Genomic DNA, 15662 nt, shown 5'->3' on the forward strand with positions numbered 1-15662 from the left:
CGTAACTCAAAAGTTACTTATATATTTGTGTAACTTAAAAGTTACGTATTATGGAAAAAAGTATCAAACATCAGTATTTCTTTTCTCATTCTCCTGAAAAAGTTTGGGAATATCTAACGAAGCCGGAACTAATGGAACTTTGGCTTATGAAAAATAATTTTCAACCAATAGTCGGAACCGATTTCGTGTTTAAAACAGGACCGGTTGCAAGCCTTAATTTCGATGGCAATATCTATTGCAAGGTATTGGAAATTGAACCTTTTAAAAAACTTTCGTATTCCTGGAGCAGCGGACCAGGCGAGGGGAAAATCACGCTTAATACGACCGTAAACTGGAAATTGGTCGCAACAGACAAAGGAACAGAAGTTTATCTGGAACACACTGGTTTCGATAAGGAAGAACATCTTGAAATGTACAACGGTCTAAACGATGGCTGGGCTAAAAAATTCGATAAAATCAATAATCTTATAATTGCAGAATCAGATGTCCACACCAACACTTGATGCCTTTCAGGTTATAGGAGACGCCAGCAGAAGGAAAATGCTGATGCTTTTGTCTGAAGATCGAATGACAATCAATAATCTTGCAAATCATTTCGAGATGAGCCGTCCCGGCGTTTCAAAACACATTAAGATTTTGCACACTGCCGGTTTTATTGCCATAGAAGACAGTGGAAGGGAGCGTTACTGCTCTTTAAAAAAAGACGGTTTTGAAGAACTACAATCATGGATTTCTTATTTTGATGCGTTCTGGGGAGCAAAACTCAAAAAACTGGAAAACTTATTGGATGCAAAACCCAACACTTAGGAAACAATTAAAAATTGAGAATTAAAATTAAAAATTAATTCTGGCGTATTGCTATGTTAAAGAAATGTGTTTCTTTTTCTAACGCAAAAAAAATCTAAGTTTCTATGTGTTTAATAATTTTTACGATTTACAATTTACAATTCACATCTAACATTTCACAATCAACACAACCCTGAACTTCTTTGTTTAGGGTTGTTTTATTTTAGGATAAATGTTCAGCCAAACAATTGTCCGTTTTACTTCTTACTTCGCCCATTTCACACTATTACAGATTGTTAAAGCACAAGAGTAAAATACCTTTGGTGTAGAAATCAAAATGATTTCAGATACTTAACGGATCATAAAAAATAAAAACCATGAAAACATTCCAAAATTTTCTATTCAGCACTATTACTATTTTTACGTTTGCCCTGTTTTTCATTTCAACATCTGTCACCGCCCAACAATCCGGAATAAAACGTACCGATCTTCAGCGCCATGATATCAGCGTTCCCGGACATGAAGCGATTCAGGTTCGTGTAGATTTTGCTTCAAATGCTGCTTTCGGAATGCATAATCATCCCGGCGAAGAAATTATTTATGTTCTTGAAGGTGTATTAGAATACGAAATAGAAGGCGAAAAACCCGTAACACTCAAAGCCGGAGATGTCCTTTTTATTCCAGCCGGAAAAAATCATTCTGCCCGAAATGTAAGCAATGCAAATGCCGCTGAATTGGCGACTTATATTGTAGAGAAAGGAAAACCTTTGTTAGTTTTGAAAAAGTAGTTTTTTTAAAATTATGAATATGAAGACGATATGCTTTTTTTGTGTATCGTTTTTTTATTTTATTGGTTTTGAATGTATTTGAGATTAGTTGACCATTTAAAATGATGTATTTACTAAAACAGGTGTTTATACGGGTTGTGTGGTTTTTGGTTATTGTTTATTACTGAAAATAATTTTTTGGAGATTCAACTAATTATCTTGCCAAATCATCATAAAAGACAACGGCATAGGGTTCAACAAACAATATGAAAACAAAATCTTTACCATTTTCCAACGTTTACACGACAACGCCGTCTACACCGGAACGGGAATTGGTCTCGCCATCGGCAAAAAACCACAAGGGTATTATCTTCTCAAAAGCGGAAGAGGATATTGGGGCGGAGTTTCATATTATTTTGCCTGTTTAGGAAAGGAGGATTTGTTTTATTTAAAAAGACGATATGCTGTAAAGTTTATCGTTTTTTTTTTGTTTATAGAATATTAATTCGCTTATTTCAGTCTTATTAATTCTATGTAGAGATGTAAAATGTAATTAGCTAAATTCTCCATAATTTTTAAAGACTTTTTATAACATTTGTCTAAGCTTTGCAATAAAAAGGTAACATTATGGTTTGAAAATCACGTACTGACAATTTACGCTGTGATTATTAGATTTTAAAATTTTTAAGATTGGAGACTTTTTTACAAATTGAATTACTATTTATTTACTCTTGCTGCCAATTGCTTAAATTTTTCGGTTATACTTTCTTTTATCAGGACTTTCTTTTCAATATAATTTACAAGTCCTTTTAGTAAACTATCTTTTTTAATATATGTATCTTGTTCATTAAGTAATAAAATACAGTCTTCAATTGCTCCTGGTACAAGTTTAAGTTTTTTAACAGCAATTGCATAAAAAAACTCATTTAATGCTTCAGCATGATCATCATCAAGATGTAATATCATATCTCCTAAGATTGCTTTCATTTTTAAACTAGCTTCATCAGAAATACTGTAATTAAGTTCTTCAAACGTTGTTGCTCGTAATAGACATGCTTGAATAATTCCATCATTATATCTTACGAAATTTCCAGGATCGAGTAAATTCCGTACGTATTCACTTTGATGAAAAGTACCTTTACTTCTTAAATCATTTAATAAAGTTGAAATAATAAAATAGATCTCAGATTGCTTCGAATGAAGAATAAAATTGCTATGTGCTGGACCGCTATTAAATGGAGCAAAAGCAAAACCATTTCTAATACGTAATGTTTTTCCCTTTAAGGTAGGAAAGAATAAATTATTACTTAATCCTTTGAGTTTACCACAATCATTTAATTCATTTGTCCTAAAAGCACAATAACCTTCTGCAATAGGAAAAGACTCAATTTCTTCAAAATAGTCTCTAAATTCTTTTATTGAATCCTCTTCTATATGCCATGGAGATGTTTGTGCCTCATTTGAACAATGGATAGTTTCAATATTAAAGATTTTGTGAGTAGCTGGACCAAATTCTCCTAGTCCTAAATTGGATTGAAGAAAATCAAGATGATTTTTATTTCCCGTTCTATTTATAAGTGTGAAATATATTCGTTGATAAGTTTTTTCATAGTCACGAAGTGCTCTACTTAAATAAAGTAAATTACGTCCTGTAACTATAGATGAGCTAATAATTGCAATTGATCCTTTTTTTGTCTTATCTATTACTTTTTTTAATGATTTACTGTCTATTTGTAAAATATGCTCTTTTTTAAAACTAAATCCATGGTCATTTAATACATTCATTATAATTTCTGCAAGCTTATTTGAGCCTTCATCAGGAAGTACTATCATATATTTTAATGATGCCGGAACATTTTGAAGTATGTATTTTTCAATTTTAGAAAAAATTGCTGAATATGGATGTAGTTTTTCGTCCTTATTTTTCCATTCGTCGAGAATTCTTGAAAAATCAATATATATTTCGTATTTTTTATTGTTGTAAGAGTTTTCTTTGTGATATGCTCTTATTATTGGTTCAGAATCTTTATCCTTCTTTTTGTAATAACTAGAAAAATTCCTCAAACAGATTGGAAGATCAGTCTTATTTATAAGGTGAGTTGAAACAATTGGTTTTTCTAATAAAAATACATCTCCTTCTACTTTTAAAGGCTTTGATCCATTTTCACAAAATTTACATTTTTGACCCTTTTTTACGTTATAACTTTCAATGGTCTCGATACTATCTGGATTTTTCTTATCTAAAGAAAGATCACAGATTACTTGGTCATTATAAGGTGCTTTTACATTTAGTCCATATATGATTGATACATTTGCTATTTCGATATTGTTAGATCTGTTCTCTTCATCTGTCATTCTTTTTAGGATACTTCCAGAAGTGGATGAAGATATTAAAAAGATTGTACCTCTTTTGGCGTTAAATTTTAATTTTTCAAATAAACGATATGAGCCAAAGCTTTCAACTTTAACGGAATTTTTAAAATCAGGATTTAGATCTTTTAATAAATTAATATATGCAAATGCAAGTGAATTGATAGACGACGTGTCAGAATAAAGTGTATCAAACTTTTCTTTTTTAAAATGTTTTACCAAAGCAGAGGCAATAAAAAGTATTTCGGAACCATTTATTAAAACATTTCCAGTTCGTAAAAAACGATCACTATGTTTTCCAGATGGAAAAACAAAATGGTTAGCAGTTTGAGAAATAATCAATCCTCCATTTTGAACAAAAATTTTTATTAATCCTCTTTTATATATTTCATTTATTTCATTTTCATTCGGGCAAACACCTAATATAGCATTAAATGTACCCAATTTGTCTAACGCTATTACTGCAATATTTGATTTATTCTGTTCAAATTCAAATTTGGGAATGTAATTGTAAATTTCAGAGTCTTTATTGAATAATTGTTCAATTTCTAATTTGTTGAATTCTAAACATATTACAATTATTTTATCAGGCAAGGTGTTTTTATGAAAATAATCGCGAAGTTGTATTTGAATGTCCGAGTTATTTTCGCTTACATTCTTATATGGAAAAAACAAAACTAAATGATTCTGAAGCTGCAAATCTTTTGTATCGATTTTTACTTCCTTTATGAAACTAAATATAAAGCAACTTTTCATAGATTTTTAAGTTAAAGGATATGCTAAAGTAATTAGCGTACCCTCGATATTATTCATTTGAGAGAAATCAACATCAGAACATTTAATCCAATCATAGAGTTCAATTTCATTTACTTCATTTGTTTTTTTATAAGGATTTTTCAATAGGTTTCGATATATTGAAACTCTTCCAGTTCTTATTTTTAAAAATCCTTTTTTATCATGTAATAAACTTAATACCTCGTCTAATCCATATCCTTTGTTTTTTCCTTCAGTAGTAATAACGGAAGTTTGTCCTTTAATTAGACATTTTCTTATCGTATTTACTTCGTCTATCATACTGATATTCTTATTCCAAGTTTCCCCCATAAAACGTTTTACTAAGCCTGGTCCACTATCAAAAACAGAAATTTCGAGAAGAAATGAAAATTCTTCATCTTCTAAGGATGACTGATAATATTCTTTTAAAGCAGGATGATCAGTTTTTTCAATAAATATTTTTTTTGAACTCCTCTGAATTCTCATAAACAAACCTCTGGTGTTAGGAGATAATTTACCTTCTCCTAGATAATCTATTTTAGCATGTTCATCAGTGTTTTTTAAGAGCTCCCAAACAATTTTTGCTAGACTATCAAATGAATCTGACACATTTCTACTAATCCGTGATCTATAATTTTTTGAAAGTTTTGTTAGAATATGATATAAAGAATTTTCTAAACCAGAGGGAATGGCAGTAAAAGTATAATCGTAATTATAAATCCAATGAGATAATCCTTTTTCCTTGGAATAATGATCAAAGCAAGGAATCATAACAGATTCATTTGGAAGATCATTTGAAAGAGCATCAATATAATGATGCATTAAAGAAGTATATTTTTTAAACTTATGCTTTATTTCGTTCCCATCTCTATCGATAAAATCACAATGTCTCCATAGAGTAGATAAAATTACGTAACCATAATAATCAAGAACAAAATCTTTAATTTGATCTTCTTCATTTTCATTAATTGGTATAATTAATTTCCCTTTTTTATTCCGCATCCATGTAAAAAGAATTAAATATAATGAGGGTAAAATACCAAAGCCACGATAGTCTATAGATAGTGGAATTTCTAAATTTACTATTTCATCTAAGCTATCTATTTTTTTTAATGTTTCTTCTAATTTCTCTAACGAAACATTTTTAGAAATTTTAGTTACTTGGGTCATACTCTTATTTTTACCATATTTGGAACAAGTTAATTAAAATCAAATTTAGATAATCAAATTTTATAAAAAAATTATCCTTAAGCTATAATTTTTCTTAATAACTTTTCAGAAACAAAATAGAGATTGTTTTTAGTTCTTGATATTGCAACATAAAGTTTATTTTTTGTTGATGGCGCTAAAGTCTGTAAGGTGTTTGATAAAAACTTTTCATATGTATTATTATTCAAAACAATACAAACATCATAATAACGATCTTCACCTTTACAATCTCCCCAATTTTTTGAAAAACAATTGTAGTCATAATGTTTTTGATAAAAAAGTTTGACTATTGTATCATCATTAAAAATGGTTTTTATTTTAAATTCGTCGGTAATTTCTTTTATTTCGCTAATATCTTTTCTATTAGATTCGATTGGAATTTTTAGATTTTTAGATATATAATTACAAATAGTTAAGTTACATCTCCAACTTTTTATCAGAGTTTGTGTATCAACGTTTATTCCTCCAATAGTAAATTCTTTTTGATATTTTTTATAATCTGAATGGAGATTTTTCCTCGTTGAACCATCTCTACTTGTATCAAAAGTGTGTTGATAAAAATCTCCTACATAAATAACTTTAGCTTTTGTCTTTGCTAATAAAATAATGAAATTAAAATCATTACTGGCAAAGTCCTGTATTTCATCGATAAAAATGTTTTCTAAGTATTTATCTGTTCTTTTAATTATATCTTCAATAATATTAAAATCAATTATTATTTTGGAGATTCTGGAGGAGAATAATTTATCTGATTTATCTACATAATGTTCTCTTTTATTTTTTTTAAAATATTGATTTGGTTGTTGTTTGTAATTAATACCTTTTGTTTTTAATAAATCGTGGCAGAAAGGCTTATAGCAAAAAGAGTATATGAAAGAAAAATAAGTAAATAACTTAATATTTTGAGGAAAATAACCAAATTTTTTAATGATTCTTTCTTTTATATTTTCATAATTACTTGTAGTGTAAGTAATTATTGCTGATCTTTTGTTTTCATCAAGTTCATCAATAATTAATTTTTTTTACCTGAGCCAGCGACTGCAAATATTACTTTCTTATCCATTCTATAGCATCTTTAATATATTTAGGAACAATTATTTCCGATGCTTTTTTGTCTAGTATTTCGTAAGCAACTTCAGCTTTATTTTTAAGCATATAATCTATTATTGAAAGTTTCCGCTTAGGTGTTGTAAATAATTCGTCACAAATAGTTTTATTTTCATTGTATAAGCAAATTTCAAAAGTTGAATTTGTATTATTTGAATCAGAGAAGATTTCAATATTGTTAAATTTTGAAAAATCTGAATAATTGTCAATACAATTTTCCTGATATTTTCCATCATTATCTCTGATAACGGCTGTTTTTATATGTAGATTTTTAGCTATTTGTAAATATCTTTTGAAACTTGTTCCATCTGCAGAAAGAATTGTAATGTCAGAATTATGTAAGTCATTTTTACAAATGTTTTTATATAAAGCTTCCATCAATATAAATTCAGCATCTCCTTCAACAAGTATGACTTTTTTTGAAAGTACAAAGTCAAGAAGGTTTTTATCAGGTGCTTTAATAAAAAATTTTGCTGTTGATTCGTCTATATCTTTAAGTAAAACAGGAACTGTACTATTGCTATTTAAAAGTATAGATTTCCTTAAATCTAATCTTGCACTTATAGAGTTGCTATGTGTTGAAACAAAAATTTGCTTATTGTCTGCGGAACTAATGAGATCAATCATCTTTTTCATATTCAAGTGACTTAAGTGATTTTCAGGTTCCTCTAACAATACTATTTCAATGATATTACTACCCCTATTTAAAGCGAATTTAGTCTTTATAAAACACTGAATACCTTTTCCCTTATTTTCAATATTTATTTTATTTTCAGACAATGCTAAATCTGTTTCAAGATTTGATTTTGAATTATTTCTTATTAAAAACTCATAACCATCTAGTTTTGAGTTCATATCTATCAAAATATTTTTTCTGAAATCATCTTTATACTTTCTATAGTTATTATGATGCTTATTTTTTTCTAGTGGACTTGCTATACTACTGTAAATATCCTTGACATATTCTTTAATTGCATATTCGCTACTCATTTGCGAATTATCAATCACCAAATGCCTTAAATATTTTTTGTAAGATGAATATGCATCTCCAGAAAAAGTATTAAAATTAATTGAATAAAATTCAAAGGGGAATATTGCATTAGGATCTTTTAAAATATCCCTTATTTCTTTTCCAAGCATATCATTAGGAAAACACTCAAATTTTAATCCGTCACAGGTCTTAATATCGGAATTGTTTTTACCATTTAGATCTGGATCAAATTGATCACTTAAATATAATTCAATATATAGTTTCGGTAAATTTTCATATTTTCTATCTGAGTTAAGAAAGTCTGAAATTACTTCGACATTAAATAAATTTTCTAAACCTTTTGTTTCAACTTTATGTCTGCTACCACTAAGTGTTATATCTATAGCTTCAAGTAAAGAACTTTTTCCAGATTCATTATCTCCTACAATTATATTTAGTTTAGGATCAAAAGAGACTTCAAAATTATTAAACCTTTTGAAATTATATAATTTAATTTTTAAAATATGATTCATATAGTTATTTTAATTTTTATGGATTAATATTGTTTTTAAAGTTTTTCTAAATTTTTATTTTGTTTTTTCTAAAATTATATAGTGTAGATATAATCAGTAAATATTAGAGTTTATTTATTTCTTTATTTACGGAAAACCATAATCCGTTAAAATTTATTTATAAACAAGTGTAATCATAAATAAAAGTCAAGCAATGCGTATTTATACGGGTTTTGTAAAAATAGAAATCTATAGAATATAAATATCTTAGCTTATTTATATTCTATAGATTTCTTTTACACCCTTATATTTTTCTTATAAGTTTTTTCTTTGATTATAATTAATAATTTTTATTTTAGCCTGTAAGAAATTAATGATATGAGAAAATTTAAGAAGGCGCTCAAACGCTTCCTATTTGTAAGTTTTGTGTTGGTAATGTACAAATTGTGCAACAGAGGAAATCGATCAGCAAAATGGGGCTCAATCTTCTACTGAGGCTAAAATTTGGTTTGATACTCATAAAGACAATTATAATACAACCGTCCTCAAATATGTAAAAGATTTGCAATGGAAAAATGCCATTGTTTCTGATGGAGATATTGGAGAAGTTGTAGAAGTTCCTTTTACGCTTGAAGATAATTTAAGCGTTTCGAATAAAAATGCTGATTTGTATAATGATCATCATCGCTTAATGTTCATTAGAGAAGATAATGAGTTCAAACTTTTCTATGTTCAAATTTTCACAAATGATAAAGAATCTAAAATCATAGATAAAAATTACAATTATTACAATATTAAAGACAATTTTGATGGCAAGGTTTTCGTACAAGAACTCACCACTAATATTGTGAGTAAATTGGATTTTGAAAATGGTAATAAAATAAAACCTTCATTAACTTCAAAACAACGTGAGGCATATATAGATTGTGTTGCTATAGGTTATTGGTATGAAGACGGACATTTCGAACCTATTGGCATTTTATATTGTGAAGGAGGTGGAGGAGATTCAGGCGAGCCTAGTCCAAGCGGTGGCTATGGCGGTGGTGGCGGTACTTCAGGCTCTGGTTCAGGTTCAGGAACAACGGTGTAACTAGTTTTCAAAAAATTGAAAAAAAAATAAACTCGGATAAATTAGACGCTTGTAGTAAAGCAGTTTTAGATAAACTAAAAAATTTGACACAAGGTGATCTTGCTACCACTAATGCTTTTGGTACTAACTATCCTAGTGGGAGTACAGATTACAAAAGGATATTAAATACTTATCTTAGTGAAAAAAATAATGGTAGTAATGACCCTGCATATGCTCCAAAAGGAAAACCTTGTAAATAATTGAAATTATGAGAAAAATAATATGGTTAATTTTGGCTGCAACTTTTATTTCTTGTTCATCATCAAAAGTTGAAAAAGAAGTAATAAATGATTTCGTCAATAAAGAACTTACAACTGATAAATCTATTACCATCTTAGTTGAGGAAGCTTTGCCTAAAATAAAAGCATTAGAATATTATGAAAATGCTTATAATCAAAGAAATCTTTACGAGGGTGAAATACGTTTTGCACCAAATGGATATCCTCCATATACTTGGGAAATCGATTCGGTAGAGATAGGTGTTTTAAAGAAAGAAATTATAAAAGATACTGCTACATATCATTGGAAAAAAACAGATTTCAAAGACCAAAAATTAAATATTATACCTTATAAAACAATTAGAAAACGAGGAAGTCATCAATTAGGAGAAAAAGGAATTTATTTGTCAAGACCTTTAATAACTACAGATAAAAAGCATGCATTTTTATTTTATAAGTCTTTTGCTGTTGAGATTGGTTTTTCTAATGAAAAAGCAGTACTGTTAAAAAAAGTAAATGGTGTTTGGGTAGAATTATATCATTATAATAATGTTATGGAAATTAATTAATTTTTAAATAAAATCTACGTAACTCATTGCTTTTATTGTTAGAATCAGTTGTTCGGGATTTCCGAACAACTGACTTTCATTTATCCGATTGCTCTAATATGTTTCCATAATATAGATAATGATAGAGCGGATTTGCAATCTGTACCAGCAAAGCATATTATTAGAAATTAGAATGGTGATATAAAATTCACTTTTGAATCATACATTTTTATTAAAATCACTTTAATATTTCTAATGTCATAATGTCAATTATTGTCTTTAATACAAAAGTAGATTGTTTAAAAAAGAGTATGTACCAATACAAACCTAAGTATGAAAACTTAGAATCTAAAAATATGAAAAAGGTTAAATGTTATAGAACAGGCAGTTAACTATATAGTCGTTTTAAGATAGTTTTTGTACATTTGTCTCCATATACTAAGATATTATATTACAAAAAACATATTATGCAACTAGAATTAGACATAGTACATTTTGCAAAACCAGTAGTTGACGAAATGAATTTGTTAAAACATGTCCTGAAATTTTTGCATTTTTTACGCAACAGACTTAAAAAAAATCTTCATCAAGACATTGATAATTTAATTCTGGCTGTAGAAGGGTTTTATCCACATTCAAAAGATCTTAGCTTATCACAAGCTCAACTATTACTAAAAAATACAAAGTGGGTAATCATAAGGATGAATAAATTCGATGAAGACATGAATACTTTGAATTATCTTAAAGATTCATCATTAAAAGAAAAAATTCAATATATGCTAAAAACTCTTTATAAAATGGAAAGCATTTTACATAAAGAAGTTTACAAAGATATTCCTGTTGAAAAAACTGATGAAAAAGTATTAAATGGTATTTCTGAAATGAACAGAAGAAATATGCGTAATTTACTTTCTATTTAATGGCATTTCAAAGAGGAGATATTGTTATGGTGTATTTTGATTTGCCATATCAAGAAACATCTGATTCTCATCCTGCAGTAATAATATCAAATGATGATGTTTTTGAAGAAGATGGCATATACATTTGTGTAATGATGACTTCAAAAAAGAATATAGACAAATATTCTTTCGAAGTTACTCAAGATATGCTAATTGATAAAAACAATAAGGACTTTTCTCAAGTACGTTGTCATCTAATTACAAATATAAAAGGAGAATCAATAAAGACAGGAAGAGTAAATGCAATGAAAAAAAATAGCGTAGATCAACTAGTAATAAGAATATCAGATATAACGCTTTCCTCATAGTATCACCTTAACTAAAATCCCTTTAATATTTATACTGTTATAGTAGAGCGGATTACTAATTGTTTTGATAAGGTTATTGGCTTGAATCCAGTCGAGGTCACATTGTAAATTCTAAACTGGTTAAAAGTATTTAGAATATCTGCCTTCTAAGCGCGGTTTAATTTTCAATCACTCAAATTACAAAATAATTGAGGGTTGGTAGTTCGAACCCCTCCGCGGTCACATATTTATTCTGTTCTTTCTTTTCCGGGATGTAGAATCACTCTTTCTCCGCTAATACAATTATGAGGCAAGAATAAGTTCTCAATAAATACCCGCAATAATTTTGTATCTTAGTTCAAATAACAAAATTTCGATTCTTAATCACAAATCCCTCATCGTGACCAAAAATCAAAACTCATTAAAAAACCAAACAAATGCCTTGGAATCCAGAAATATACAACAAGTTCAAAAACATCCGTTATCAGCCTTTTTATGATTTGATTGATTTTATCAAACCAGAAAAAGGAATGAAGGCCATTGATTTAGGTTGTGGTACGGGAGAACAAACGGCTATTTTGGCGGATAAATTTAAGGAAGCCAATTTTCTGGGTGTGGATTCTTCGGTAGAAATGCTGAAACAATCAAAGACTTTAGAAATGGATAATTTGCATTTCAAAAAAGCAACTACAGAAGAAATAGTAGCGTCGGGTGAAAAATGGGATTTGATTTTTAGTAACGCCGCTTTGCAATGGTCCAACGATCATGAAACCTTATTTCGGGATTTGATAAAATTGGTGAATCCGAAAGGGCAATTTGCAGTACAAATGCCAGTTCAGCCGGAAAATAAACTCAATAAAATTCTATTGGAATTGGTTAACGAAGAACCTTTTAAGTCGTATCTAAAAGGCTTTAAAAGAGATTCTCCGGTTTTGAGTATCGACGAATACGCGCAAATTCTTTTTGATGGCGGACTCGAAGATATTCAAATTCTGCAAAAAGTATATCCTATTATCGCGAACGATCATGATACGCTTTATAATTTTATTTCGGGCTCGGCATTGATTCCTTATATAGAGCTTTTGGAAGTGGAGCAGCAGGAACTTTTTATTAAGAGGTATAAAGAGCGAATAGCGGAGGAATTCCCGAAACTTCCGGCGATATATTCTTTTAAAAGACTTTTGCTTTATGGGAGGAAAGCGTAACTATGTGTTTAAATATTTTCACGCAGATTTTAAAAAGATTTAAGCAGATGTACACAAATAATTGTTTAAAATTAATCTGCTAAAATCTGCAATATCTGCGTGAAAAAATAAAAAGTAAAACGTTTCTTTAGCTTTCCAGATGTATGCTCTATGTGTTAAATATTTTTCTCACAGATTTTGCAGATGAGCAGATCAAATAAATCTTTACAATCTTTTAATCGGTAGTAAAACAAGTTATTTCTGCAATATCATTGATGGCGTTATGCCATACTTTTTCTTGAAAGCAAAAGAGAAATGAGATAAATCTTCAAAACCAAGATCAAGATAAATATCAGAAGGTTTTTTACCTTTTTTCTCCATCAAAAAATAGCCTTCCTGAAGTCTTCTCTGAATTAGCCATCGACTTGGCGTATCTGAAAAAATGGATGCAAAATCACGTTTAAAAGCCGAGATACTTCTTCCGGTGAGATACGCAAAACGTTCCATCGTAATATTAAATTTATAATTCCGATTCATATACGCTTCTAAATCTATTTTTTCAGGCGGAGCAAAATCAAAAAGAATAGCAGCTAATTCCGGATTTTCCTTTAAGAGAATCAAAAGTAATTCTTCGCGTTTTACACTCGAAAAAGTATCGTCAATTTCGCCTCCGTCATTATAATAAGGCATTAAGGAAAGAATAAAATTCGGAACTAAATCACTTTTCTTTAAGTAAACAAATGATGCTTCATTATCGCTGTTTTGTGCTGTGATTTTATGTTTTTCAGCAAAAGTTTTTAAAAATTCAGTATCGAGAATTACGACGACTTTTTCGAATTTGCCGTCTTGTTTTTGCTTGTTGTATCGCGCCAGATGATTTTTGCGGGCAATACAATATTCACCCGGTTTCAAATGGTATTTGATGGTTCCGTCATATCCTTCAATGCTGCCTTTTGCGAGATACAAAAAGAAATGTTCCGAAATAAACTGTTCCGGTGATATTTCGGGACCTATATAGCAACTTTTAATTTCTGTATATCTCATGATTTTAAGCGATTATTTGGCTGGATTTTTCCACCATTCTTTAAAAACTTTATGATGATCAAAAATAACGATTTCTCCTATAACAGGCGTAATCAACGGAATATGATATTTCTCGTTTAATCGGCTCAGTTCATTCAGCGGTTCGTTCCAGGTATGTTTGGCAAGCGCAAATTTAGAATTATGCACGGGAACAATGCTTTTAGCTTTGAGATCAAGTGCCGCCTGCAAGGTTTCTTCTGGCAACATATGGATATAATGCCACGCTTTATTGTATTGTCCGTTTTCCAGAATCGCAACATCAATTGGACCAAATTTCTTCCCGATTTCGGCAAAATGAGGACCATAACCGCCATCACCGCTGTAAAATACTTTTAGCGTAGGCGAACTAATTAAATACGACGCCCACAAAGATTGATTCTGCGTTAATCCACGTCCGGATTTATGTCTGGCGGGAAGTGTATGAATCGTAAAGCCTTTTTCAACCGTAATCGAATCGTTCCAGTCTTCTTCCATAATTTTATTTTTAGGATATCCCCAACGTTCAAAATGAGCGCCAACACCCAAACCGCAAATCACAGTTTTTACTTTATCCTTAAGCGCCAAAACGGTTGGATAATCCAGATGATCATAATGATCGTGCGAAATTAGTAAATAATCAATTTCAGGTAAATCTTCTACGTGATAGGTATTTGTTCCGTCAAAAACGGTTACACTATTCGGAATCGGAGAAGCATTATCACTAAAAATAGGATCAATTAAAATTTTCTTCCCATCAATTTGCAAAAGAGTCGAAGAATGCCCAAACCAAACCAAAAGATTCTGATCTACAGGCAAATGTTTTAAATCTGATTTTACAGACGGAATTCGGTTTGAAGGTTCTGTTGGAACGGCTTTATCAAAAAGCTGATCTGTTATAACACCAAAAAAAGTATAACCCGGAGCAAGCGTTGGCGTATCAATCGTATTCTGGAATTCACCGTTTTTATAATGAGAAGATTTCTCAATTTTCACCAAACTTTCGCCTGAAGGCAAACTTCCGAAAACTGCTTTTTGCATGTATAGCCACGTAGCGAAGCCTAAAACTAAGATTAGAATCAAAATAATTAAGAGCGTTCGTTTGATGATTTTTAGGATTCGTTTTTTCATTTTTGATTTGCTGCTTTTTTTATATCAATGGCTTCCAGTATTTTTTTAGAAAACCCAAATTGCGTTACCGAAATCATCGCCAGTCCTATTTCTCTGATTGTTACGCCAGTAAAAAATAAGCCCATAATAGGGTAGAGGAACTTGATGTATTTATTGAATCCTTTTAGGTGAACTTGTGTTTTATCCGGTTTCATCAATCCCGGACGAAAATTATATTGTCCATTAAAGGGTAATTTTTGCAAAGCATTTTCGGTTTTTCCTTTTACGCGCGCCCACATCACTTTTCCGTTTTCAGAACTATCTGTATGACCTCCCGAAATAAAATTGAAGGTAAGATTGGAGTTTTGGTTGACCAATACTTTTGCAAAATGCAGCGTTGTATCATAGGTAATGTGAGTGTATTGCGCTTCATCCATTCCTACGCTGCTGATTCCGGCGCAATAAAAACAGGCATCATAACCTGAAAGTTTATTGTCATTGCTTTTCAGCGAAAGAAAATCAGAAACCAGATATTCGGTTAATTTAGGATGTGATTTTCCGCTCGGTTTTCTTCCCACATATAAAACCGATTCTACTTCTTTATTTTCAAGGCATTCTATTAAAACTCCTTCACCAACCATTCCGGTAGCGCCTGTTACAATTACTTTCATGG

At 30.0% G+C, this 15662-nt stretch carries 15 protein-coding genes; 8 read left to right on the forward strand and 7 right to left on the reverse strand.

Annotated elements, in window-relative coordinates:
- Positions 1-50: 50 nt before the first annotated feature.
- The 3 genes from ACZ0AH_RS10285 (at position 51) to ACZ0AH_RS10295 (ending at position 1574) form a co-directional block, all read left to right on the forward strand.
- Entirely contained in the window at positions 51-503 is a 453-nt protein-coding gene (locus ACZ0AH_RS10285) for an SRPBCC family protein (protein WP_463475711.1), read from the forward strand.
- Positions 484-807 carry an ArsR/SmtB family transcription factor gene (locus ACZ0AH_RS10290; RefSeq protein ID WP_463475712.1) on the forward strand — a complete coding sequence of 108 codons (324 nt, stop codon included), beginning with the start codon at positions 484-486 and terminating at the stop codon, positions 805-807. Before ACZ0AH_RS10285 ends, ACZ0AH_RS10290 begins: the two co-directional genes overlap by 20 nt.
- 356 nt (positions 808-1163) lie before the next feature.
- Complete coding sequence (locus ACZ0AH_RS10295) at positions 1164-1574, forward strand: cupin domain-containing protein (protein ID WP_463475713.1); 411 nt, start codon at positions 1164-1166, stop codon at positions 1572-1574.
- A 696-nt stretch (positions 1575-2270) separates the two neighbouring features.
- Here the strand turns inward: ACZ0AH_RS10295 and ACZ0AH_RS10300 are convergent.
- The 4 genes from ACZ0AH_RS10300 to ACZ0AH_RS10315 all read right to left on the reverse strand — a co-directional run bounded on the left by ACZ0AH_RS10300 (position 2271) and on the right by ACZ0AH_RS10315 (position 8516).
- Positions 2271-4679 (reverse strand): hypothetical protein, encoded by a 2409-nt coding sequence (locus ACZ0AH_RS10300; protein WP_463475714.1) that lies wholly within the window; start codon positions 4677-4679, stop codon positions 2271-2273.
- Positions 4680-4685: 6 nt separating this feature from the next.
- A complete protein-coding gene (locus tag ACZ0AH_RS10305) occupies positions 4686-5867 on the reverse strand; it encodes a hypothetical protein (protein ID WP_463475715.1) in 1182 nt (393 codons plus the stop codon).
- Between the two features lie 77 nt (positions 5868-5944).
- Entirely contained in the window at positions 5945-6919 is a 975-nt protein-coding gene (locus tag ACZ0AH_RS10310; protein ID WP_463478102.1) for a DNA helicase UvrD, read from the reverse strand.
- A 34-nt stretch (positions 6920-6953) separates the two neighbouring features.
- Positions 6954-8516, reverse strand: a complete 1563-nt coding sequence (locus tag ACZ0AH_RS10315; protein WP_463475716.1) for an ATP-dependent nuclease — start codon at positions 8514-8516, stop codon at positions 6954-6956.
- Positions 8517-9057: 541 nt separating this feature from the next.
- Between ACZ0AH_RS10315 and ACZ0AH_RS10320 the strand changes: the two genes are divergently transcribed.
- The 5 genes from ACZ0AH_RS10320 (at position 9058) to ACZ0AH_RS10340 (ending at position 12841) form a co-directional block, all read left to right on the forward strand.
- Positions 9058-9585: a hypothetical protein gene (locus ACZ0AH_RS10320; RefSeq protein ID WP_463475717.1), complete on the forward strand. Its 528-nt coding sequence runs from the start codon at positions 9058-9060 to the stop codon at positions 9583-9585.
- Between the two features lie 247 nt (positions 9586-9832).
- On the forward strand, positions 9833-10411 hold the full coding sequence (locus tag ACZ0AH_RS10325) for a hypothetical protein (RefSeq protein ID WP_463475718.1): 579 nt from the start codon (positions 9833-9835) through the stop codon (positions 10409-10411).
- A gap of 446 nt (positions 10412-10857) precedes the next feature.
- On the forward strand, positions 10858-11310 hold the full coding sequence (locus ACZ0AH_RS10330; RefSeq protein WP_463475719.1) for a hypothetical protein: 453 nt from the start codon (positions 10858-10860) through the stop codon (positions 11308-11310).
- Complete coding sequence (locus ACZ0AH_RS10335; RefSeq protein WP_463475720.1) at positions 11310-11657, forward strand: type II toxin-antitoxin system PemK/MazF family toxin; 348 nt, start codon at positions 11310-11312, stop codon at positions 11655-11657. Before ACZ0AH_RS10330 ends, ACZ0AH_RS10335 begins: the two co-directional genes overlap by 1 nt.
- A gap of 416 nt (positions 11658-12073) precedes the next feature.
- Positions 12074-12841 carry a methyltransferase domain-containing protein gene (locus ACZ0AH_RS10340; RefSeq protein ID WP_463475721.1) on the forward strand — a complete coding sequence of 256 codons (768 nt, stop codon included), beginning with the start codon at positions 12074-12076 and terminating at the stop codon, positions 12839-12841.
- A 234-nt stretch (positions 12842-13075) separates the two neighbouring features.
- Here the strand turns inward: ACZ0AH_RS10340 and ACZ0AH_RS10345 are convergent, their stop codons facing one another.
- From ACZ0AH_RS10345 to ACZ0AH_RS10355, 3 genes are read right to left on the reverse strand one after another with little or no spacing between them, the layout of a single operon-like run.
- A complete protein-coding gene (locus ACZ0AH_RS10345) occupies positions 13076-13864 on the reverse strand; it encodes a helix-turn-helix domain-containing protein (RefSeq protein ID WP_463475722.1) in 789 nt (262 codons plus the stop codon).
- A gap of 12 nt (positions 13865-13876) precedes the next feature.
- Positions 13877-15010, reverse strand: a complete 1134-nt coding sequence (locus ACZ0AH_RS10350; RefSeq protein ID WP_463475723.1) for an MBL fold metallo-hydrolase — start codon at positions 15008-15010, stop codon at positions 13877-13879.
- Positions 15007-15660 carry an NAD-dependent epimerase/dehydratase family protein gene (locus ACZ0AH_RS10355; protein WP_463475724.1) on the reverse strand — a complete coding sequence of 218 codons (654 nt, stop codon included), beginning with the start codon at positions 15658-15660 and terminating at the stop codon, positions 15007-15009. Before ACZ0AH_RS10355 ends, ACZ0AH_RS10350 begins: the two co-directional genes overlap by 4 nt.
- Positions 15661-15662: the final 2 nt, after the last annotated feature.

Source organism: Flavobacterium sp. AC105 (assembly GCF_979258495.1).